18 protein-coding genes and 2 pseudogenes are annotated in these 24,082 nt (G+C 41.1%); 8 read left to right on the plus strand and 12 right to left on the minus strand.

Annotated elements, in window-relative coordinates; translation table 11 throughout:
• Positions 1–109 precede the first annotated feature (109 nt).
• Positions 110–1,081 (plus strand): YegS/Rv2252/BmrU family lipid kinase, encoded by a 972-nt coding sequence (locus V7L20_RS23385; protein WP_334746374.1) that lies wholly within the window; start codon positions 110–112, stop codon positions 1,079–1,081.
• 130 nt (positions 1,082–1,211) lie between these two features.
• Positions 1,212–2,762 carry a metallophosphoesterase family protein gene (locus V7L20_RS23390; protein WP_334746375.1) on the plus strand — a complete coding sequence of 517 codons (1,551 nt, stop codon included), beginning with the start codon at positions 1,212–1,214 and terminating at the stop codon, positions 2,760–2,762.
• A 225-nt stretch (positions 2,763–2,987) separates the two neighbouring features.
• Here the strand turns inward: V7L20_RS23390 and V7L20_RS23395 are convergent.
• From V7L20_RS23395 to V7L20_RS23415, 5 genes and pseudogenes are all read right to left on the minus strand, one after another.
• Positions 2,988–3,804 (minus strand): annotated as a pseudogene (locus tag V7L20_RS23395) (NAD(P)H-quinone oxidoreductase subunit H); the annotation flags it as partial.
• Positions 3,805–4,299: 495 nt separating this feature from the next.
• Positions 4,300–4,710: a hypothetical protein gene (locus V7L20_RS23400; RefSeq protein ID WP_334746376.1), complete on the minus strand. Its 411-nt coding sequence runs from the start codon at positions 4,708–4,710 to the stop codon at positions 4,300–4,302.
• 523 nt (positions 4,711–5,233) lie between these two features.
• Positions 5,234–5,668, minus strand: a complete 435-nt coding sequence (locus tag V7L20_RS23405; RefSeq protein ID WP_334746377.1) for a CAAD domain-containing protein — start codon at positions 5,666–5,668, stop codon at positions 5,234–5,236.
• Positions 5,669–5,856: 188 nt separating this feature from the next.
• Entirely contained in the window at positions 5,857–6,318 is a 462-nt protein-coding gene (locus V7L20_RS23410) for a BON domain-containing protein (RefSeq protein WP_334746378.1), read from the minus strand.
• A 153-nt stretch (positions 6,319–6,471) separates the two neighbouring features.
• Positions 6,472–7,752: a histidine kinase gene (locus V7L20_RS23415; protein ID WP_334746379.1), complete on the minus strand. Its 1,281-nt coding sequence runs from the start codon at positions 7,750–7,752 to the stop codon at positions 6,472–6,474.
• 559 nt (positions 7,753–8,311) lie between these two features.
• Here V7L20_RS23415 and V7L20_RS23420 point away from each other — a divergent pair.
• The 3 genes from V7L20_RS23420 to V7L20_RS23430 all read left to right on the plus strand — a co-directional run bounded on the left by V7L20_RS23420 (position 8,312) and on the right by V7L20_RS23430 (position 14,989).
• On the plus strand, positions 8,312–11,431 hold the full coding sequence (locus tag V7L20_RS23420; protein ID WP_334746380.1) for an MFS transporter: 3,120 nt from the start codon (positions 8,312–8,314) through the stop codon (positions 11,429–11,431).
• A gap of 664 nt (positions 11,432–12,095) precedes the next feature.
• Positions 12,096–12,965, plus strand: coding sequence for a calcium-binding protein (locus tag V7L20_RS23425; RefSeq protein ID WP_334746381.1), 870 nt, complete (start codon positions 12,096–12,098; stop codon positions 12,963–12,965).
• Positions 12,966–14,053: 1,088 nt separating this feature from the next.
• Positions 14,054–14,989: a calcium-binding protein gene (locus V7L20_RS23430; RefSeq protein WP_334746382.1), complete on the plus strand. Its 936-nt coding sequence runs from the start codon at positions 14,054–14,056 to the stop codon at positions 14,987–14,989.
• Positions 14,990–15,283: 294 nt separating this feature from the next.
• Here V7L20_RS23430 and V7L20_RS23435 read toward each other — a convergent pair.
• Positions 15,284–15,360 (minus strand): annotated as a pseudogene (locus V7L20_RS23435) (LysR family transcriptional regulator); the annotation flags it as partial.
• 105 nt (positions 15,361–15,465) lie between these two features.
• Here V7L20_RS23435 and ilvD point away from each other — a divergent pair.
• From ilvD to V7L20_RS23450, 3 genes are all read left to right on the plus strand, one after another.
• Positions 15,466–17,151: a dihydroxy-acid dehydratase gene (gene ilvD / locus V7L20_RS23440; RefSeq protein WP_334746383.1), complete on the plus strand. Its 1,686-nt coding sequence runs from the start codon at positions 15,466–15,468 to the stop codon at positions 17,149–17,151.
• A gap of 213 nt (positions 17,152–17,364) precedes the next feature.
• Positions 17,365–17,742 carry a hypothetical protein gene (locus tag V7L20_RS23445; protein WP_334746384.1) on the plus strand — a complete coding sequence of 126 codons (378 nt, stop codon included), beginning with the start codon at positions 17,365–17,367 and terminating at the stop codon, positions 17,740–17,742.
• Positions 17,743–17,773: 31 nt separating this feature from the next.
• Entirely contained in the window at positions 17,774–19,384 is a 1,611-nt protein-coding gene (locus V7L20_RS23450) for a caspase family protein (protein ID WP_334746385.1), read from the plus strand.
• A 244-nt stretch (positions 19,385–19,628) separates the two neighbouring features.
• Here the strand turns inward: V7L20_RS23450 and V7L20_RS23455 are convergent, their stop codons facing one another.
• The 6 genes from V7L20_RS23455 to V7L20_RS23480 form a co-directional block, all read right to left on the minus strand.
• Positions 19,629–19,796 (minus strand): type II toxin-antitoxin system HicA family toxin, encoded by a 168-nt coding sequence (locus V7L20_RS23455; RefSeq protein ID WP_334746386.1) that lies wholly within the window; start codon positions 19,794–19,796, stop codon positions 19,629–19,631.
• Positions 19,793–20,002: a type II toxin-antitoxin system HicB family antitoxin gene (locus tag V7L20_RS23460; RefSeq protein ID WP_334746387.1), complete on the minus strand. Its 210-nt coding sequence runs from the start codon at positions 20,000–20,002 to the stop codon at positions 19,793–19,795. The genes V7L20_RS23455 and V7L20_RS23460 overlap by 4 nt, the downstream gene beginning before the upstream one ends.
• Before the next feature lie 101 nt (positions 20,003–20,103).
• Positions 20,104–20,871: a Uma2 family endonuclease gene (locus V7L20_RS23465; RefSeq protein WP_334746388.1), complete on the minus strand. Its 768-nt coding sequence runs from the start codon at positions 20,869–20,871 to the stop codon at positions 20,104–20,106.
• 307 nt (positions 20,872–21,178) lie between these two features.
• A complete protein-coding gene (locus tag V7L20_RS23470; protein ID WP_334746389.1) occupies positions 21,179–21,658 on the minus strand; it encodes a plasmid segregation centromere-binding protein ParR in 480 nt (159 codons plus the stop codon).
• A 5-nt stretch (positions 21,659–21,663) separates the two neighbouring features.
• Positions 21,664–22,818: a ParM/StbA family protein gene (locus V7L20_RS23475; protein WP_334746390.1), complete on the minus strand. Its 1,155-nt coding sequence runs from the start codon at positions 22,816–22,818 to the stop codon at positions 21,664–21,666.
• 245 nt (positions 22,819–23,063) lie between these two features.
• Positions 23,064–23,687 carry a DedA family protein gene (locus V7L20_RS23480; RefSeq protein ID WP_334746391.1) on the minus strand — a complete coding sequence of 208 codons (624 nt, stop codon included), beginning with the start codon at positions 23,685–23,687 and terminating at the stop codon, positions 23,064–23,066.
• Positions 23,688–24,082 lie beyond the last annotated feature (395 nt).

Consider the following 24,082-nt stretch of genomic DNA (forward strand, 5'->3'; position numbering starts at 1 on the left):
CTAAACTTCTTACAAAAGGTAAACCAGCCGCCAGAAGGAAGCCGAAATTTCACAAGAATGCTAAAAATAATTTGGTATTTTAGTGATCTAAGTTTAACCTTTATATTTTATGAATCGTTCCGCCTGCCTCATTTTTAATCCAGTTGCGGGTCAGGGTGACCCACATATAGAACTGGCAGAAATTCGGGCAATCTTAGAGCCAGAAATTGATCTAGATATTTATCTCACAACTGAAGAAATCGACGCTGACGAACTGGCTTATGCTGCGGTAGGGAGGGGAGTAGATGTAATCATTGCTTCGGGGGGAGATGGCACTCTTTCGGCGGCGGCGGCGGCTGTAGTGGGTACTGGTATTGCATTTGGCATCATTTCCAGAGGAACAGCAAATGCTTTTGCTACAGCTTTAGGAATTCCCGACACGATCGCAGGTGCGTGTGAGACAATTTTGCAGGGAGGAACCCGCCATATAGACGTAGCCTATTGCAATGATCGGCCAATGGTACTTTTGGCAGGTATTGGCTTTGAAGCTGAAACTGTAGAATTGGCAGACAGGGATGCTAAGAATCGCTTTGGAATGATGGCCTACGTTTTCGCTGGAATTCAGCAACTGAGAAATTTAAAAAACTTTGATGTTGAAATTGAAACAGAAGACAGGATAATTAAAACTAGTGCCTGTGCAGTTACAGTAGCAAATGCCGCGCCTCCTACTTCAGTCTTAGCTCAAGGGCCAGCAGGTCTGATTTATGATGATGGGTTACTAGATTTAACGATTGTAGCTTCAGTTAACAAGGCAGGAGCGATCGCAGCTACATTTCATCTATTCCAAACGGCTTCTACAGGTAACGCTGTAGAACGGGATGATATTGGTTTTCTGCGAGCCAAACAATTTAAAATTACAACTAACCCACCGCAAAAGGTTGTTTTAGATGGTGAAATAATAGGCAAAACACCTGTAGAAATTAAGTGTGTACCAGCAGGTTTAAACATTTTTGTGCCATTAGTAGAAGAAGTTGAACCTACCGAAAAACTAGAGGGACTCCCTAATCTGACTATTGAGATGAAAGACACAATAGAGGAGTGAGGATGGGGCATTGGGCATTGGGCATTGGGCATTGGGCATTGGGCATGGTTATTCTTCTTGTCCCCTTGCTCCTCCTACCTCCCCTACATCCCCTGCTCCCCTTCAATTGAAAACTCAGGAGTAGGTTGCATTGAAACTTGTATCTGATCCAACGATCGCTAACAAAATTTCTAAGATGAATCAACGGGTACGGTGGCAAGATCCATTAATTGTGGAACGAAACATCGACCAAACTCGCCTAGTGTTGGAAAATGGCCAAACAGACAATTCTGAGTTCTCATTTTTAGTTGTAGGTGATAGTGGTTCCGGCAAGCACCGGGGACATAATCCTCAGCGAAAGGTGGCTGAACTTATGTTGCCCCATCACAGCGAATCCCGTTTTATGTTGCATACCGGGGATGTAATCTATTTAGTGGGGTCGAGTGAATACTATCAGCAGAACTTCATCGAGCCTTACCGAGAGTTTATCTTGGGGGGAGAGCATCCTCAAAGGATTGCTTATGACGAGATGATTTTTAAGCTGCCCATTTTACCTGTACCGGGTAATCACGATTACTATAACTTGCCGATTCTATTGAGCTTGGCCTCTCTGACAACATTACCCATTCGCCGCCTATTGCGATCACGCTTAGACCTGGATGTAGGCTTGCATGGTTCAGGAACGGGTGAAGCCTACGCACAAGCATTTCTAGACTATCTTCAGGCGCTTCAGCTTCCAGGAGAGTTAAATAATCATTTAAATCAGTATTACACAGCTAAAACAGATACAGGTTATTGTCTAAGCTATGAGCCTGGACATTTTACCCGCCTTCCCAATCGCTACTACACTTTTCGCTATGGCGGTGTTGATTTCTTTGCCTTGGATTCAAATACATTTAACGATCCACCGCCTCTACCTAAAACAAAACAAGGCGATGCCGATCGCAGAATTTTAGAAAAACGTCGTGAAGATTTAGAACAAGAAAAGCAACAAATCATTGAAGCCTCAGCCAAGCTTCGTCCAGAAAACCCTATTGAAGCTGACCAATTAGACGACTACCACGCCAAGGTGTCACAAATTGAAGAAATTATTGTTGATATCAAAAAGCAATTAGCTGCTGATAAAACAACGCTGACTGATACTGAACAACTAGACTGGCTTAAGCAAAGATTAATTGAATCTTGGAATAATTCTGAAGTTCGGGGAAGGGTGATTTATTTCCATCATCCTCCCTATGTAACTGAAGCGACAAAGTGGCAACAAGCACAAACTTTAATAATTCGCGATCGCCTCCGTGGTGTGTTGGATGCAGTAGCTAAAGAAATAGGTTCCCTAACTCAGGGGCGTTCTTTGGTTGATTTAGTATTAAACGGTCACGCCCACTGCTTGGAACACCTAGAGACAATGGATACAGGACACGCTGATTCTCATATCCACTGGATTGTTTGTGGCGGTAGCGGGTTTAGTTTGCGACGCCAACGGATTGAGGGAGCAGATTTAATGGAGGAAAATAGATTAGTGGCGCGATCGCATCTCTTCATTGGTCGCAATGGTCAAGGTTTTCAGAAGCGACGACCTTACTCAGGTTTACGCATTGACGTTAAAGGCGAAGGTCAGCCTAAGTTTATTGTCCGTCCTTTGGTTGCTGAATGGTATCAGAGACAATGGCATGATCGTAAACTTGAGCCGTTGATCATTTAAAAAATGGGGAATGGGCACTTGTACTGAGCGTAGTCGAAGTATTGGGCACTTGTACTGACCGACTTGTACTGAGCTTGTCCTAAGCTTGTCCTCTTGGTAGTCGTAAAGCCTGCGGCATAGCTACGCTTAGGGCGCAGCCTCTGGTAGAGTTGGGCGTAGTCGAAGTAAGCCGAGGTAAGTCAAAGTATTGGGCATGGGTTATTCTCCTTGTTCCCTTGTGCCCATTCATCGGTCTACCGATCCCATCACAACATCGACACTTCCCAGGATGACGAAAATATCTGCTATTTTTTGACCTCTGATTAACTGAGGTAGAACTTGTAAATTATTGAAATCGGCTGGACGAATTTTCCAACGCCAGGGAAAGATACCATCGTCTTCAATAATATAGATTCCTAATTCTCCTCTCCCTGACTCTATACGGACATAATTTTCGCCTTGAGGAATCTTAAATGTGGGTGCAACTTTTTTAGCAATGAACTGGTAATCAAAACCGTTCCACTCAGATTTAGTACCTGCTACCAGGCGTTGAGCTTCTAAATTTTCGTATGCACCACCCGGTAATCCCTTAAGTGCTTCCTGAATAATCTTGACTGACTCACGCATCTCTCCAATTCTGACGAGATACCTGGCAAAACAATCTCCTGCTGTATCCCATTGTACTTGCCAGTTAAAATCGTCATAGCATTCGTAGTGGTCAACCTTTCGTAAATCCCACTTCACCCCAGAAGCCCGTAACATCGGCCCAGAAATCCCCCAATTAATCGCATCTTCACGACTTAAAACGCCCACACCCTCAACTCGGCGGCGAAAAATGGGATTATTGGTAATCAGTCTTTCATACTCATCAATTTTTGGTGCAAAGTAATTACAAAAGTCTTCGCATTTGTCCACCCAGCCCCAAGGAAGGTCAGCAGCAAGCCCACCGATGCGAAAATAATTAATTATTGTTGACCATTCGGTAGCCTGTAGCAGCTTCAAATAAGTCGAGAATCATTTCGTGATCGCACAAAGTGTAAAATATGGGAGTTTGTAGCGTCACGATGCTTGCGTCCATCCATTTTCCGTTCAGCATGAATTACCCGCACTCCATGAGTGAAAATGGTTATAGAGTGCTATAGGGGAGTGCAAACTTCAGGAAATTCATAAGCAGGTTGACACATATATCCAAATGAAGCACCATACTAACCAGCTTGAAGACTTGTGATAATTGGTAGACGTGGGAATAGCGGGAATAGCTCATCTTCTTTAGTGATAACTAAGGGCTTTTTTTCTAACATGGCTATTACAAGCTAAAAATTCTTATACAATTCTATGTCAGCTTGCACTTTATTCGTTCATATAAATCAATACGCTTGGGTTAAAGCTAAAAACTAAAACTAGCGTAGGTTGGGTTGAGCATAAGCGTTACCCAACCTACTATTCTTCTTAACCTAAGCGTATTGCCATATAAATAGAGACGCAATCATTGCGTCTCTAAAAACCACTTATTTAGCCTTCTGACGTGCAATTGCACCCAGCCAAAGGAAGTTGTTAATTAAACTATTCCTGGGCCTCTACCTCGGCTGTCACCCCTATCTGTCAACTTGCCTTCCTCGTCGTCCTGATTAACTTCTCCAAGTTCTTCAATACGTTCTTCTCTATCTTCTACGGCTTGTTGGCGTGCATCACCCGGTTCTTCGTAATACATTTCCGGTTCAATTGCATAGTTATTAGACAAACCTTCTCTGTCCACGGTATAGCCGTCAGTGGTGCGTATACTTTCTGAATCGGTTTGGTCATCCGTAGGTGCATCTGCCTCCCGTTCTTCTGTGGGGAGTGTTTTATACTTATCTCCTTCTCTTTCCATGCGAGCAGCAGTTTCAGCTGGGATGATGCCACGATCATATGTATCTACTTCTGCTCTATCAGATGAATCTATATCTCTCTTAACTGCTTCATTAGTCATAATTTATGTCCTCGTTAAAGAATCTATTAAATAACTTCAAAGCCTAGATTAGGCTGTTTTTCAGCTTCGTTCTACTATCTTTAGAAGTGATTTAAAATTAAATATAATGTTATTTTCTCTATCTTTTGATGTATCAAAAAGACTAATTCAGCAGAATTCAGAATTTAGGAGTAAAACACGTTTTATACCAGGAAACAGACTTAGCTATAGGACTAATATTTAATTTCTGAAAAAGCTCGGTACAATTTGAAAAGCCTTATTCCCTATTCCCTACTCCCTACTCTCTGCCTATCGCGCTTGCGCTGCGCGCACCAGATATATAATTTCAAAAATAAACATACCATTTCAAATGTCGCAGGAGCGTATAATACAATTTTTTTAACTTTTGACTTACGCCTTGCGGTACTAATTTAACCTAGTTTGGAAGTTTAAGTCCCCTGCTTGTATAGACAGGGGATTTTGTGTCGGGGCCTAAATCTCCGTCACAAAACTTAATTGCGAATTAGTTTAATAATTGGTAAATTTATTCGCCCACAAATTGGTTTTTCAGTGATTGAATTTCATCGACTAATTCTTGCCGGGTTGAAGCCTTCAATAAATAACGAAAAATAAACCAAGTAGCATAACTAATTCCAATTAACTCAAAAGTAGGTGATAGTAATGGAATATCATTAATTGCATCCAGTACTGCTAGTACTATCTTGGCTGTAACAATTGCGGCTAAAATTAAACCAACTGTTGTTATAGGCTGCTTATAGTTATTAAAAAAGCTACTTATATATTCAGGTAATTGCTCCAAAAATTGAGAAACTTGTCTGCTAATTTGCTGCCATTGAGATTCTGGTTCAGGTGCTGGTGGTAACTTTGGTAAGTTTGTAGTATCTGCACCTTCAATTGCTAGCGTGCCTTGTGAGAAGGAGGCATTCATGGATTCACCTTGCTGTTGTTCGGTTTCCATAATTTATATTTTCCGTAAGTACAGAGAGATTGTATAACTGAACTGAGCATTAATAAATATAATAATTATTCAGATCATCAGTTGTCAATTCTTAGTAGTCAGTAATCAGTATAACTGATCACTAATACTGAGTAGGAATCTCAACTTATTTTTGCCTACCTACTCAGTTTCATTTGTTGTTAACTGCTTTATTTTGTTGGTGGAGTAACAGTTGCTTTAACAACTACAGTTTTAACACCTTTAATCTGTTTAGCTAAAGTTTCAATCTTAGCCAACTCCTTCTGATTGTTAACAGTTCCCCCGACAGTGACAATCCCATCTTTTGTTGCATCAACTGTTAGTTGACTCTTGGGTATGTTAGCTTCTAACTTGGAGCGTACTTCACTTGCTAGGTCTTCTGTAGCTCTTTGGGCATCGCCACCAGTTGTATTATTACGTTGTTCACGGGCACGGATATCAGAATTAAGTTGTTTTCTACGAACTTCACTTTGAGCGTCTTGTTGAGAAGCTGTTGTTGTTTGTGCAGTCGGTGATTGTGGAGCTTCGTTAGGATTGTTGGGTGCAGATTCACTTGTTTTAGAAGCGTTATCACAAGCAGCAACACCAAAAATTAAAAGTGAACTAATTAAGAAAGGAGTTAGCTTTTGCATAGGTTTAATTCTGAATCGCAAAGTGAAACTTGTCGAATTTGTGGATATTAACGGCAGAAGTAAGGAGCAAGTTTCTTAAGTTAGGAGCAAAGTGTTTTTATGTTCTTGCTCCTGAATTGAGAGGAAATTAGTGTGAGTGACAACTATCTTAAATTAGAGTGTTTCATCACGACGGTCAATAATGACTACAGGAGGCTCGTCTCCATGAAGACCTGTTGTATAATCGGTACGATCGCTATTAACAGCTCCTGTATCATGATATGTTCCTCGATCTAAATCTGGGCGATATTCGCCTAAATCGGTGCCATCATACATAGCAAATTCTTCAATACCGCGACGTCTAAGAATCGCTTCAGCTTCGCGGATTTCAGCTTCGGTACCATCGATAATTACTAAGTAGTCACCTCTTTGGAAGCGATCGCCATAAACTCGCGCCCTGTCTTCAGGAATTCCCAAGCCAACTAGTCCACCAACAATACCCCCAGCTGCTGCACCAATCGCACCACCAGCCAATGTTGATGCTAAAGCGGTGGCTGCTGCACCACCTGCAATCACGGGTCCGATTCCAGGAATTGCTAAAGTTCCAAGACCAACTAATAAGCCAGTCAAACCGCCTACAACTCCGCCTGTAGCTGCTCCAGCTTTTACACCTTCGTCTGCTTTATTTCCTGTGCCGACATTTTTATCTACATCTACACCACCGATCCCCTGACCATTGGTATCCTTGGCTATGATGGAGATTCTACTTAAAGGAAAACCTGCATCTCGTAATTCTGTAATTGCTGCTTCTGCATCTCGACGATGAGAAAAGACTCCAATCGCGCGTCTGGCAACACCACTATCAGCCAGATTAGATGTTGGAGCGACATAATTAGTATTTGTATTTATAGCATCTGGGTTGTCATAAATGCCAAACTCTTCGACCCCACCCTGATGTAAAATTGCTTCTGCTCTGGCGATTTCTGTATCTGTGCCGTCTACGATGACTAAATAGTGTCCCCGTCTGACGCGTTCGTCGTAAACTCTGGCTCGTTCTTCAGGAATTCCTAAACCAACTAATGCACCAAGCAAACTACCAGCTACTGCACCAATACCAGCTCCAGTCAGAGTGGTAGCTAAAGTGGTTGCTGCGGCTCCAGCTAGCATAATTGGCCCGATTCCAGGAATTGCCAAAGTCCCAAGACCAACTAATAAGCCAGTCAATCCGCCCAAAGCAGTACCTGTAACTGCTCCGACTTTAGCGCCTTCGTCAGATTTATCACCGACGCGATCGCGTACTTCAGCCCCAGAAATATCATCTCTGTCTCCATCCTGGGTAATGACAGAGACTCTGTTCATGTCAAAACCAACTTTTTTTAATTCATGTAGGGCATGTTCAACATCTCGACGATGTGAAAAAACACCTACAGCACGTTTATGTAGACCTACAACCATTATTTTTTCTCCTCAGCAAAAATCAATTATTCACTAAATTTATAGCTCCTAATCACCTCATTAATACATGTTTATGTTTAAATGTCATCAATCGGTTGGAATAAATTTTATCTCTATCATTAGACATACGTGCTTTTATCTGAAGATAGCAACAGAACTTAATAAATAATTAAATAATTTATGTTTGATGAAAATTAGATAATTACTAGTTTATTTATCACAACAATTTATAAGATACTAGTTTAAAAACTACCTAATTTTTTATTACAAACCTATCCATTCAATATAATTTTTAATAAAAATCTCTAGCTGTGTATCAGTTGAAACTTCAGTAATCAAGATTTACTAATACTAAGCAAAATAAATTTAATCAAATAAATTAATAGAAAATCACGAAAGTTTATATTATTTTCTTTAGGTAAAAATTAATAAGTAAAGTACGACTTTTGGCAAGTAAACTTCTTACCTAAGAAAGTGTCAGCCTATCTAAGAGGCAATTAAATTGATGAGTAAGCCATTTTATAATGGTTATTTAATTGACTGCAAGTGAGAAAATACTATGTTTCAAGGTCTTTTAACTAGTTGGGGATGGAACTGGCTATCTTTTGGATTAGCGCCAATAATAGCTGAGGAAGCACTAACTCCAGAAGAAGCATCAGTTCTTTTTTCTGGGCCTAAATTCTTGGTAGCATTGCTGACTGGAGTCTTAATGGCATTTGCCTTTCAATTATTATTGACTAACTTTTCAGTCGCTGTAGGAATTTCATCTTGGGAAATTGACTCAGATTCTGATGATGAGTCAGAAAGTTTGGGTAGTAAAATTCGTTCAGTTCAGACCAAAATTGGTGCTTGGGCATTACTAACCGTTAGTATTGCATTATTTATTGCTTCTTTTCTAGCGGTAAAATTGAGCTTAATCGAAAGTGAATCTCTAGGTTCAATCATCGGTGTAGTTATCTGGGCTACCTATTTTTCACTGGTAATTTGGTTAGGTTCGTCAGCGTTAGGTTCTTTTATTGGATCTATCGCTAGTACTGTAACTTCTGGTTTTCAAACTTTGATGGGTACAGCAACTGCTGGCATCAGTGCTAATACTGCGAAACAACAGTTAGTTTCTACTGCTGAAGATATTACAGCCGCAGTCCGGCGAGAATTAACTTCAGGTTTTAATCCTGAAGATATTAGAAATACACTCCAAACTTCTTTAGGTTCTCTGCAATTGCCAAAGCTTGATATCACAGAAATTCGTAACCAATTTGACCAGTTTCTTAAAGATACAGATTTGCAATCTATTGCTAACAACGACCTATTGCAAAATATCAATCGTCAAACATTTGTCGATTTAATCAGCAGTCGTACAGATTTATCTCAAGAAGATATCAATCGCATAGCCGACCAATTTCAAGGTGCTTGGCAACAGGCTTTGAATAAAAGCAATCCCACAGAGCAAGTAATTAATTTACTTAAGTCTGCAACACCCGAAGAATTGAATTCAGACCAATTAGGTGAACGCCTTCAACAACTGGTTACAGTCGGAGGTGGAAATGGCAATGGTATAATTAAGCAAGCTATTCGATATGGCTTGAGTGCGGCTGTACCAGCAGTACTAAATCAGACCAATCTTTCCAATATCGATGTCAACAAAATTACTAATCAGTTACAAAAACTGAAAGAAAAATTTCAAGATGTCGATATCAATCAAATCACGGAACAATTACAAAAGTTCAGAGATGAAGCAACTGAAAAAGTATCTGCTAAATTGCCAATATCACTCGAAAACACAATTAAGTCAGATGTAGAAGACTACATATTGAATTCCTTTCCTTGGCATTTTAACCGCATTACCCTAAAAAATGAATTTCAAGAAGTCATCTATGACGTTAATGCAAATCCGACAACTGTGAGACGGGAGTTAGAAGAACTGAATCAAGAATATTTCGCAAACTTGCTAAAGCAGCGAGGTGATATCAGTGAAGCTAGGGTGAAAGAAATTTCCGAACAAATGGAAAGCGATCGCTTGGAAGTTTTAGAAACTGTAAAACAGGCCCAAGTGCGAGAAAAAGGACAAGATTTCCGTAGCCGCATCGAAGATTATCTGCGTTCGACGGGGAAAGAAGAACTCAATCCTGAAGGTATTGAACGGGACTTTAAAAAATTAGTGGAAGATCCAGAAGCTGGGTTTGAAGATTTAAGTAGCCGCTTCGGGCAATTTGACCGAGACACTTTTGTACAATTGTTGCAACAGCGTCAAGATATTAGCGAAGAGGAAGCTAATAATATTGTTAGTCAACTCGAAAGCAACCGCGATAATTTCTTAAATCGTGCTAGAGAACTCCAAGAACAAGCAAAAGCCAAAGCCGATGAACTGCGCCAAAGAGTTGAAGACTATCTGCGAAATACTAACAAAGATGAACTCAATCCCGAAAGTATCAAACGTGAGTTTAAAATTTTGCTAGACGATCCCCAAGCTGGAATTAGCCTTTTACGATCGCGCCTATCGCAATTTGACCGAGATACACTAGTACAATTGCTCAATCAGCGTCAAGATTTGAGCGAAGAACAGATAAACCAAACTCTCGATCAGATTGAAGCAGTCCGAGATAGTATTTTGCAAGTACCGCAGCAAGCGAGAGAACAGTATGAAAAAACGACAAAAGCAATCGCTGAATATTTTCGCAATACCAACCTCGAAGAACTTGATCCCGAAGGTATCAGGAGTGATTTGGAAAAATTACTTGATGATCCCAAAGCCGGAGCCTTAGCACTGCGCGATCGCTTATCTCACGTCGATCGAGAAACCTTGGTTAAACTCGTGAGTCAACGGGGAGACTTGAGCCAAGAGCAAGTTAATCAGATCATTGATCGAGCACAAGATGCGATCGCTAGTATTGTCAAAGCGCCACGACGTTTAGCCAAGCGTACTGCTCAACAAGCTTTAGATTTTGAAGCTAATCTAGAAGAATATTTGCGTAACACTAACAAAGAAGAACTTAACCCAGAAGCAATTAAACGCGATTTGCAATTGCTGCTGTCTTCTCCTCGCGCTGGAATTGGAAGTTTAAGCGATCGCGCCTCTAAATTTGACCGTTCTACAATTGTGGCGCTCTTATCTCAACGAGAAGATATCTCAGAAGAAGAAGCTAACCGGATTGTAGATCAAATTGAGTCGGTTCGCACCGCCATTGTTGAACAATTCCAGCAAATTCAGCAAAGAGTGCAATCAGTACTTGATGGAGTTTTTGCTAAAGTTCGCAACTATCTCAACTCCCTAGATCGTTCCGAACTCAACTATGAAGCTATTAAGCAAGACTTTGCAAAAGTGTTCGACGATCCCCAAGCCGGATTTGAAGCATTGCGCGATCGCCTCAGTCAATTTGATCGTGACACTTTAATTGCAATATTAAGTTCTCGTGAAGATATTTCTCAAGAGAATGCTAACAAGATCATCGACCAAATAGAAGTAGCGCGGGATAGCGTACTACAACAAGCCGAACGCATTCAGCAAGAAACACAAAAACGTCTGAAAGCGATCCAACAACAAGCTAAAAAGCAAGCTCAAGAAACCAAAAAAACTGTTGCAAATGCTGCTTGGTGGCTATTTGGGACAGCATTGACTTCCCTAGCAGCCAGTGCGATCGCGGGAGCAGTGGCCGTTGCAGGGTTACCTCTACCTCGTTAAAATTCATCAGAAATTTATAAAAAAAAGTGGTAATTAATGCCACTTTTTTTTATAAATAAAACAAACTACCCACAGAGTACTATCAAGACCTTATTGCCTCCTACATATATTACAAAACCCTATCTAAGCAAAGGTTTCAGATTTTTTTTTGGGTGAGAGGAATAAAAGAAGATTAATTATTATTTCTTATAGATAGAAAAAAGTAGCCTTCAGGGTAATATTATAATCTTGTGATTGTGAATAACAGTAAAAACATCGTAAAAGCTATGCGATTCTGTACTAGAAAATCTGCTTGTTCCCTAGTAGCCTAGTACTTGTAACCAATGAATACATAAAGCACAAGGATATAGAAATGACTCTTGGCACAATTTTGATGCCAAAATCATCAATATAGACAGTGCTTCTAAAATCTTTGGACTTAACAGTTAAAAACCTGTTCCAATCAGATGATGTGGTTCAGTTATCTCTTACCACTCGTTATTTATTCACCTTATTTTTTCGGCATTCCTGAATAAAAGTGTGGAATTCAAAAATTTAATGTTTGAAACTCTTTCCTTTGCGCCTTTGGGGTAAAGGAAATTTATACTCTTAATCAGCAACACCGTTTAGTGATGGTGAAGTGACGAGGTAATTTTTACCCTTTAAACTCAGGAGAAGCTAACTTATGGCAACCTTTCCCGATATCCCTGGTATCAACATTACTTCAATTATTAACGGTGCTACCACCTCTATTAGCAATGCTACCAACTCTGTCCAGATCAAAGGTAATGGTAACCAAGTCGGTGGTAGTGGTACTGATGTCCTTCTCGGTGGTAGTGGCAACAATCGCATCGATGGCGGTGGTGGCAACGATGTCATTACCGGTGGTGGTGGCAACGATACCCTTCTTGGTGGTGCTGGCAACGATGTCATTACCGCTGGTGGTGGTAATGATATCCTTGGTGGCGGTACTGGCAGTGATGTCCTTACTGGTGGTGGTGGCAATGATCGCCTCGTTGGTGGCGATGGCAACGATACCCTTGTCGGCGGTGATGGCAACGATAACCTAATCGGTGATAATGGCAACGATAGCCTGATTGGCGGTAATGGTAACGATGTCATTAACGGTGGTGCTGGCAATGATGTCCTTGGCGGCGGTGCTGGCAACGATGTCCTTATCGGTGGTGCTGGCAATGATCGCTTCGTTGGCGGTAGTGGGACTGATATTCTTACTGGAGGCTCAGGTAACGATATTTTCCAGTACAACTCAGTTTCAGATAGTCCTGCTGGATCTGGACGCGATGTTATCACTGACTTTTTTGGAAACGGTAACTCGCCAGGTGACGTAATCAATCTATCTAACATCGACGCTAACTCCACGATAGACGGCAACCAAGCCTTCACATTTATTGGAGCTGGCGCATTCACCGCAGCCGGTCAGGTTCGTTATTCAGGAGGTATTCTCCAAGCTAATATTAATGGGAATCTATCGGCTGACTTTGAGATTCGGCTGGCAGGCGCACCACAATTAGTGGCAAGCGACATTACCCTTTAATTTAATAGACCTGCCTTGAAATTAAAGTACGAGGCAGGATTCTAATAATTTAACAGTCGTGGGGAGAGGTAAGCTAAATTTACCTCTTCCTTTTATAGTGATTATTACGCAAATTGATTTCTATATTTAAAGGAATTGGCAAAATGCATTAGTCTTTAACCTGTCCAAGATAGTATTGCTGTAATCAAGCACAGTTAAATACCAAGAAAGTAGTTTATATTGGCTTCACATTTAAGATTAGCAATTTCCTTAATTAGTAACAAAAGCACATTTAAAAAATAGAGAATGACCAATGCTTGTTAAGTTTTAATCGCGGTACTTATGCATGAGAAAATTAGGTAACACAATTGCAAGACTTTGCGATTATCCCAGAGAATTAGGGCGGCCAAATTGTAACGCAAGGGGTACAGCGATCGCATTGATCAACAACGTTTTCAACTTATTTACTTGAGAAGGCGGTTCGATAAATTAAGCTTTTTGGCGATTTTTGTGTAAGTCCTAATAACTATAGAAACAACTAAATAAATCTTAATAAGCAAAATTAACCTTATCTGAATAAAGGTTTCAGATAGGTTATGCCGAGAGTTATAAAAAAACTTTCTTATTATTTCTTATAGATATAAAAATCTATCTTTGAAGGTAGTATCATACTCTTGTTATTCCGAATACAGCAAGCAAAAATGTCCTACAATCTATGCAATTTTGTAGGAGAAAATCTGCTTGCTACCTAGCAGCTACTGGAACCTGTGAAGATATAAGACACAAGCATATAACATGACTCTTGGCACAATTTTGATGCCAACATGATCAATATATTTTAGTGCTTCTTATATTTTCAAACTTAACAGCAAAGACCTGATTATAACAGGTCTAATTTGTTATATCTTCCCACTAGTTATTTGTCCACCTTGTTTTCCCGGCGTTGCTGAATAAAAGTGTGAAATTTCAAAATTCCATGTTTGAAACTGTTTCCTTTGCTCTTTTAAGGTAAACCAAATTCATTCTCTTAATTAGCAACGCCGTTTTCTCATAAGGAAGTGACGAGGTAATTTTTTGACCCTCTAATATAAATTCAGGAGAAACTTACTATGCCAACCATTAACGGTACTAATCGCCCTGACAATCTTAGTGTTCCTTTCTTTTTTTCTGATCTTCCTTATATCATCAACGGATTCGACGGTAACGATACGATTAAGGGCGGTAGTGCCGACAATACGATTAACGGCGGATTAGGCAACGATAGCCTTGTTGGTGGATTTGGATTTGACAACAAGAATACGATTGACGGCGGGGCGGGCAGCGATAATATTGACGGCGGATTTGGCAACGATAGCCTTCAAGGCGGATTAGGCAACGATAATATTGATGGTGGAGACGGCGATGATAGGATTGACGGTGGAGCCGGCAACGATAATATTGATGGTGGAGACGGCGATGATAGGATTGACGGTGGAGCCGGCAACGATAATATTGACGGTGGTAGTGGCAACGATAGCCTTGTTGGTGGAGCGGACAACGATAGCCTTGTTGGTGGAGCGGACAACGATAGCCTTTTTGGCGGATCTGGCAACGATACGATTAGCGGTGATATTGGTAACAATGGTAACATTATCGTCCTTGATAATCAGACTAACAATACGATTACGTTTTTTGGTAACAATAACCTCATCATCGATGGTAATAAGCTGACTGATGTTCTCACGGGAGGATCAGGTAACGATGTTTTCGATTTCAACTCAGTTCTTGAAAGTCAACCTGGCTCTTTACGGGATGTGGTCACTGACTTTGTTGGAAACGGTAACTCGGCAGGTGACAGAATCGATCTATCTACCATTGATGCCAACTCCAATATAGCGGGCAACCAAGCGTTCACTTTCATTGGAACTCGCGCATTCTCCGCAGCCGGCCAGGTTCGTTATTCAGGAAGTATTCTTCAAGCTAGCACTGATGGGGATTTATCGGCTGAATTTGAGATTGGATTGACAGGAACACCACCACTAGTAGCAAACGATATTATCCTTTAATAGACCTTTTGCAAAAGTCGCTAACACCCTACTCTTAAGCGATCGCTCTTAGAAGTAGGGTTGTTATTTTTGATTTATGCAAAAGGTCTAATGTTGAAGAATTCAGGTGCAAAGCCAAACATGCGCCAACTGTGACAAAATGCACTCGGCTTTAAACTGTCAACGATGGTATTATTATATTTCTCTTTCTTCTTTCTTCCCTTTGCGCCCAAAGCCAATACTTTGCGGTTCGTTTTCAAATTTTATATTTTTCACGAATCAAATAAAACTGCCTCTTAAGGCGGTTAAGCGATTGTGAAGTCGCTCTGCGGCTTTACTAAAGTGTAGTTCCTCAGCTACAGCAATGAAGTAGCGCAGTGTCGCAGTTCCATAGTTTTGATATTTTATAAGTCTCAAATATTTATAAATATATATTGGACATGTCAAAAATTGCTACCTATCATACTTATACATGCAAGTCAGAGGATGATGTAACTATGTCGGAGAATTTGAGAAGCCAAATTGTGACGCAAGGGGTGCAGCGATCGCCTAATCGAGCTATGCTGCGTGCAGTTGGTTTTAAAGATGAAGATTTCAATAAAGCTATTGTGGGTATTGCTAATGGCTACAGTACGATCACTCCCTGTAATATGGGAATAAATCAACTGGCGCAAAGGGCAGAGGTTGGTATAAAGTCTGCCGGGGCGATGCCGCAAGTATTCGGTACAATTACTATCAGTGATGGGATTTCGATGGGAACTGAAGGGATGAAATATTCCCTAGTATCGCGGGAAGTCATTGCTGATTCCATTGAAACCGCCTGTACTGGACAAAGTATGGATGGTGTGCTAACGATTGGCGGTTGTGATAAAAATATGCCAGGGGCAATGCTGGCGATCGCCCGGATGAATATCCCTGCTATCTTTGTTTACGGTGGCACTATTAAACCCGGTCACTACAACGGACGCGATTTAACTGTTGTCAGTTCTTTTGAAGCTGTTGGTCAATATAGCGCTGGAAAAATTGACGAAAAAGAATTATTAGAAGTTGAAAGTCGGGCTTGTCCTGGCGCTGGTTCCTGTGGGGGAATGTTCACGGCTAACACCATGTCTTCAGCATTTGAAGCACTGGGGATGAGTTTGCCCTATTCTTCAACAATGGCAGCCGAAGATGCCGAAAAAGCCGATAGCACCGAAAAATCAGCTTATGCGTTAGTCGAAGCTATCCGCAAACAAATCTTGCCCCGCCAAATTATCACCCGCAAATCTATAGAGAATGCCATTTCTGTGATTATGGCTGTAGGTGGTTCGACCAATGCAGTATTGCATTTCTTAGCGATCGCCCGCGCCGCTAATGTAGAGTTAACGCTGGATGACTTTGAAACTATCCGCGCCCGTGTTCCCGTTTTGTGTGATTTAAAACCAAGCGGTAAATATGTAGCTACAGATTTGCACAAAGCTGGTGGCATTCCCCAAGTGATGAAAATGCTACTTGTGCATGATTTACTACATGGTGATAGTCTCACCATCACTGGTCAAACAATCGCAGAGATATTGACAGATATACCAGAAGAACCATCTGCCAATCAAGATGTGATTCGGCCTTGGAATAACCCGATGTATCCTCAAGGACACTTAGCTATTCTCAGAGGTAATTTGGCAACGGAAGGGGCTGTAGCCAAAATTACTGGCGTGAAAAAACCAGTTATTACTGGCCCCGCACGGGTATTTGAATCTGAAGAAGCTTCTTTAGATGCAATTTTGGCTGGTAAGATTCAAGCTGGTGATATTCTAGTCATCCGCTACGAGGGGCCTAAGGGCGGACCTGGGATGCGCGAAATGTTAGCTCCCACCTCAGCAATTATTGGCGCTGGTTTGGGTGATGCGGTAGGATTAATTACCGACGGACGCTTTTCTGGCGGTACTTACGGCATGGTGGTTGGTCATGTTGCTCCAGAAGCAGCCGTTGGTGGTGCGATCGCTCTTGTAGAAGAAGGGGATAGTATTACTATTGATGCACCCGCTCGTTTGTTGCAATTGAATATATCGCAAGAAGAATTGGTGCGTCGTCGTGCCAACTGGCAACCTCCCGCTTCCCGTTACACTAAAGGCGTGTTGGCGAAATATGCCAAATTGGTATCTTCTAGTAGTATTGGTGCTGTGACAGATTTGGACTTGTTTTAATTAATTTAACGTAATAGACATCTCTGAAAAAGAATGTAGAGACGTAGCAGTGCTACGTCTTTTTGATTTCTAGTAATTTTTACCTAAATTTTATGAGTTTTTATAAAAATCTTGATGAAGTTTCAGGAAATTTACACAGCAGCTATGATGTCAATAAACAAATTACGGCAATATAGTTGACAGTGAACTGCTTAAAACTGAAAAGGGTACAAAATGAGTTCTGAATCTAACGTCAAGTTAACGATCGCTCTTTCTAATCCAGACTTAGATGCAGATGAGCAAGAACGCGAAACACGAAATCTGCTACGAGAAATCAAAGATTTAGATGTAGAAAGTGCTGAACTTGTAGCAGTTGCACAAACTCCTCCAGGATCAAAGGCATTTGGGGCTTTTGTGTTGGGAGTGTTGCAAACAGAGGTAAGTGTTGCCAATTTTAAGAAATTGTTGGGATTTTTGGGTGATCGCTTGGGTAACAAAACCATTGAATTGGAAGTTGAAGCTAATGGTAAAAAGCTGAAAGTTAAAGCCAGCAGCCAGGAAGAATTAATGACCGCGATTACAGCAGCGCAAAAGTTTGTAGCAGCAAGCTAAGACACTCTATAACAAAAGAGAGAATACTGATATGGCTAAGGTAGCATTACTTATAGGAGTCAGCGAGTATGAGCCTGGTCTTACCCCATTACCAGCTTCAGTAAAGGATATGCAAGCGATCGCCAAAGTTTTGCAGCATCTAGAAATGGGCGGATTTGCTGAGGCTGATATTCAAAAATTGGAGAATCCTGATCCTCAGAAAATGCAGGAAGCGATTGAAACGTTGTTTAGCGATCGCCGTAAGGATGATCTAGCAATAGTTTACTTCTCCGGTCATGGCATTAAAGATGAGAGCGGCAAACTTTACCTTGCTACTCGCCTCACCCGTAAAAATTCTCAAGGACAACTGATCAAATCAACTGCTGTTCCCGCCAGTTTTATTCATAACATCATGAGTGAAAGCCGCTCTAAGCGACAAGTCATAATTCTTGACTGCTGCTTTAGTGGGGCATTTGCTGAAGGTTGGTCAGCCAAAGATGATGGTTATGTGGATATCCGATCTCAACTTGGTGCTGAAGGGCGGGTTGCTCTTACTTCTTCCACTTCTACTCAGTATTCTTTCCAGCAAGAAGGAGCAAATCTTTCTACTTACACTCGTTACCTGGTTGAGGGTATTGAAACAGGAGCAGCAGATTTAGATAATGATGGTGCAGTTTCTATTGATGAATTGCATGAGTACGCTAAAAAGAAAGTTCAAGAAGCGGCTCCCGCCATGCAACCAGAAATCTATGCGTTTAAGGAAGGATTCAAAATCCTTTTAGCTAAAGTACCAATTGGCGATCCAAAACTGAGATATCGCAAAGAAGTTGAAACTTATGCCAGTCGAGGCGAGATTTCTAATATTGGACGCAAAATATTAGACACGCTACGTCAGAATTTAGGATTGCTTCCTGAAGAAGTTGCTGCAATTGAAACTGAAGTTTTAAAACCATATCGTGAATATCAGCAAAAATTGCAAGAATATAAACAAGCATTAATTGATGCGCTAGGTACTGAGCAAACTTTAAGTGACTATACTCGCTATGATCTGCAACGTTATCAGGAAATTTTAAAACTTAGAAATGAAGACATAGCACCAATTGAAGCTGAAATTCTTGAACCGATCGCAATTCAACCTCGACCTTCAAAGATGCTTGACCAAAAGCGCCAGTACAAATTGCCACTACTTATTGGGGGCAGTGGGGTTTTTGTTGCTGTTGCTATTGGGTTGATCAGTTTGACTAAAATGGACACAGACACCAGGTTAATTTCTGATATTCCTGATCGGGCTAAGTATCAACAGGTGACGTTGAGTGACTTAATCCTCGACGGTCAAAAAAAATCTGTTACTGTCTTTCCTGGAGATAAGCTTAATGCATCTGTCAACTATGTCTACGATTGCCCTACGTGTCAGCCAAGTAGTATAAATCAAATTATTGTGGGGATTGCTGGTGAGGATAAAGCCCAAGCTTGTATCTATAATGGCGGTATACAAAATTCTGATTCAGCCAGATTTACTCTAACCGCACCCAATAAACCTGGAACCTACTATATTCGCTTCCGTTATGCTCAGGCATTTGGATGTAATGATGCTTTGGGTTGGTGGAAAGTAGGTGATGAGCCTCCAGTAGCAGCTAATATTGGACTGATTACAGTTAAGTAACTGAAGATAAGTTTTTCCTAGTCAAAGTTTAACCAATACCTGCCATTTATAAATATGATTTTGTACCGATTAACCTTAATTTTGCAGCTTTACTTAATAGCGCTCGCACTTACTCATTCTGATATTTCAAAATAGCGCTCGCACTTACTCATTCTGATATTTCAAATAGCGATCACATCCAATCTCTAACTTACAGCAACTCGGTAAATTCATCAACACTCAGCCCAACCTATCTGATAATTGCTCATAAAGTTCCTTTGTCTAATTCTTGATGATTCGGAATAACTACTTCAGTAAATAGCTCATTTCGACGTAAAATAATGTGGCTTCCGCGTTGCCGCAAAATATAAAAACCAGCCTTTCCCAAAGCTTTGATGCACTCTTGACCAGAAATTATTAGCAACTTGCTCATACATCGACCAAAACTGTTTCCAAATTATCTTCTGGAATAGGACGACCTTCTTCTTTTAACACTTCAATATATAATTCAATAGCTTCCTTGATATTGCCAATAGCTTCTGTTTTCGTCTTCCCTTGGCTGATACAAGCAGGTAAGCTAGGACATTCAGTTACCCAATAACCATCTTCACCCGGATATATAATAACTTGTCTCTTCATCTATTACTCCTACAACTTAAAACTGTAGTTCAAACAAATCAAAAAAGCCAAAATATCTCATAACATATCTGGATTTTCCCCTAGTTCTCTTAATCTAGCCGCTAAACGAGCCACCTCACCTGTGCAGCAGCTGCTTCTTCTCGTACAGCAGCTGCTTCTGCTTCTGCAACTGCGGCTTGTGCTTGTGCAACAGCAATTTCCGCCTGCGTGGCTGCGGCTTGTGCTTGTGCAGTTGCGGCTTCTTCTGGTAACAAAACCAAATTACCAGCCACATCATAAAACCGCAACCATATCGCCGTTTCTCTATTTATTGTCCCCTCACTCGTCCCTAACCAGAAACCTAAACGCTTACACCATAGCCACCCACGCTCATTTGGTGTTAAAAGCTGATACTGCTGATTATCATCTAAATGCCACCCCTGCAAAGAATTAGGATCAAAGGGATCATAGACAAAATAATCTAAGGTACGAAAACTTTGTTCGTAAAGGTTTTTCTTAATACCCTTGTCTATTCCTACCGTAGATGGTGACATTAATTCCACGATTATATCAGGATAGCGACCGTTTTTTTCCCACACTACCCAACCTTGTCTAGAATTATTGCCGTTAACATTAAGGACAGCAAAAAAATCTGGCCCTCGAAAATCCTTATTATGAACCTGGGCGCTACTGTAGTATATAAACATATTGCCGCCAGTGAAGAAATCATTGCGGTCAGCCCAAGCTTGTTGCAATGACCGAATCAAGACATTCATGGCAATACGGTGGCGATTTGATTCCAATGGTTCACCATCATCAAAAATTAAATCTGTAGGTGGGGTGGGGGGTTCCCAGTCCACATTGGCTGCTGGATTTGTCTCAGTAGTCATGAGCGATCGCCTTTCTCAGAAAGCCTTAAATTTCTATCATAATCTGCCCAGAGCTTGCTAAAGTAAGGCGTACAGATTACAAATGGTTATAAATTATTCTTTATGCAATCTTGAAAATGAGGCATAGCTTGACGAATCCTAATTGAGCGCAACAATACTAGAACAGATCAACTGTGATTGGTCTGATGATTCGCTATTATGAGCGATCGCTTTATTTAAACAAATATAAACATTAACAATCCTTAATACATAATATTATTAAGGATTGTTAAGAGGAGCAAAAACTACTCACAAACCCGATTGTTTCTTAAAAATCATCGAGAAACTGACTAAGGCGACTGATTACGGGGTCAACCTCTTGAGGAGGGGTAGCAACAGTATAAGAAGTATTATTTACTACTTCTAATTGAGTGGGAGACTGAATGAGCGATCGCTCATTAACTATAAGCGCCAGTTGTGCAACTTGTTGAGAAAGTTGCAGTAGATGGTGTTCCATTGCCTCCAAACGATTAGATCCCTTGGCAAAAAAACGTTCCTCAAGTCCAGCCACTTGACGTTGCAGTTCACCGATTTGCAGTTCAGCCGGTGTTGTTGCTGCTGTTTGTGGAGCAGGTTGTACAGGTTCCGGTACACATAAAGATTGCCACAAGGCTTCTTTACAGAGGTCACTGAAAGTCTTATCTGGTTGTTTTTCCAAATAACTTTCTACTTGCGCTAACAAGCTTTCATCAGCAAGCTCTGGGTTGAACGTGACGGATTTAACTACCTTTTTTGACCATTGGAACATCAGCTTTATGCCCTAGCAGCGCGATTGGAGGATAATTGTGCCTCTCCATAAATATACTGCCCCAAAGCATTCGCCTGTCGTGAAGGTGCTGCTAAATGAGCATTAATCTTTGCTTCCTTGAGTAGACGTTGAACGTCGTCCCAGAAGAACTCACCACCCCCGCCAGTCAGAATCACATCGGTGACACGTTCTGGCAACCAAGCTAGCACACGGCTACAGATTTCGCGGGAAAACATCTCTGTGAGGTTAGGAAGAAAATCATCTAGGTTAGTGGGCTTGCTAGCGCCTTTAGGACGGTAATAGCGTTCACCTCTGGGTTTGTTCACTGCGGAAATCAGAGCTAGAGATTGACTATCTGCTCCCTCGATTTCGGCGGACACCAATTCATAAAACTTGTTCATACCGAAGTCTTCACTCTTAGAAGCACCTCTGGCAAAACGGAAGTTATCTACCATCAACAAATCGACGGTTTGATGTCCAATATCAACGATTGCTACCGATATTTTTGTAAAATCGGGACTGTTAGGATTTTTCTTTGGTTGAGCTTCAGACCACAGTAGGCTGCCGTATCCCTCTGGCATTACCCATACCTTACTAACGTTCAACGATATAGATTCGCCTCGGAAGTTCAACACATGAGGCCCGCCTACTTGGCTAATCAACTGGGCTTTTTCCTTTTCAAATTGTTCTAAAGAAAGAAAAGGTAGACCTAGTACAACTGAGATATCGTCTCTAAGTTTGAAGTAGCCAGCACATGCTAACACTTTTACCAGTGCAGCCTCTACTTTAGATTGGCCAACTCCTAGATTTGCCCCAAAATCGGCTGCTAGTTGACCAACAGCATATCCATTTCCTTGATACTCCAGCCACAAATCCATTAAGGGGTCAGTCGCCCTGGCTTCAAAAACACCACCGCGTACTTGTTCAATTGACATCTGCTTGACATTGGCAGGTACGAACACCACATTACCGGGTTCACGACTCACACAAGTTTTTGTAGAAGTTCTGCCTAAATCAACACTGAGAATGGTTTTCCCTGGAACACCGCCTGTCTTGGGAGGAACATTATTAACAGCATTGATGGGAGTCGATGCTGACACTCTATTCATGGGTATAGCAGCAGCATTGATAGGGGTAGCGGCGGAAGGTTGGTCTGTCATGAAAGCTCCTAGTTCAAACTTAACTGTAAAAAGTTGTCATGCTCATCTTACAAAAATGCGAGCAACCAGAAATTCTAGGTTGCGTCAAGTGTAGCTAGAAATACGCCAAAGATTAATTCGGATTCCAGCGATACCTCCGATAAGCTCTGCCAACGCACATCTAGTATTATTTGGCATAGTGTAGGCGAATTTTGGCCAGATGTAACCCCTGCTTTCACTGCTTTCAAACCAAAAGCGTCGATGTTTCATCTTCTAGTACGTCTTAACTGGCGCTTGAATATCCAGAAAACAAATGCTAGAACCAAACCGCCAAGTACGATTTTAGATACAGGAGCGAGGTACTTGTCCACAAGTTCATACTGACTACCCAATATGTATCCTGAGTATGTTAACAAACCCACCCAAGCTGCGCTACCTAATGTTGTGTAAAACAAGAATGGCAGCAAGGGCATATTGCTGATACCTGCGGGAACAGAAATCAAGGTGCGGATTCCTGGCACAAGGCGACCAATTAATACTGCTTTTCTACCTTGTTGCTCAAACCACTCTTTGGCCTTGGTGATATCTTTACTGGATATAGCCAGCCATTTGCCATACTTGTCAGCCCAGGCTTTCAAACGGGTTTCGCCCAAAAACTTACCCGGATAATACCAAATAAGTGCGCCCAATACAGAACCCGAAAGTCCTGCAAAAAATACACTAATGATATTCAGCTTTGCCCCTCCTGGTTGATATGGACTTGCTGTAAATCCAGCCAGTGGCATGATCAATTCTGAAGGAATGGGCGGAAAAAGGTTTTCTAGGAACATTAGTAGGGCGATTCCCCAATAGCCAAAATAGTTGATAGTATTAGTTATCCATTCAAGCATTGAGTCAATTCCTGAAATTGCTGTACTATTCCTGTGACTAAGATTCCGCTTTAGCTTTTTTAAAAGGTAATTATCCCTGCTTGCTAAATTCAAGGTAATTCGGCTGCACTAAAAGTTGGCATCGCAATGAAGAAACAGAGTAAAATAAGTAGAAGCTAGTGGTTTATGTGATTAATTTTGATGGGTGACAAAGTTCGTGCTAAGGACTTTAGTCCTAGATTTTTAAGCATTGAAGTGCTGATTACGAACTCAAACTCATCAAACATAATGAGACAAAGCACTAAGATGCTGTTTCATTAATTGCAAGGTTTATAAAATTCGTCAGTAGCTCTAAACCTTGAAATTGAGCGATAAATAGCTCACTACAAACCTGACAAAATTAATGAAACCAACCA

It is taken from the genome of Nostoc sp., assembly GCF_036916735.1.
In the GTDB taxonomy this organism is placed as follows: Bacteria; Cyanobacteriota; Cyanobacteriia; order Cyanobacteriales; family Nostocaceae; genus Nostoc.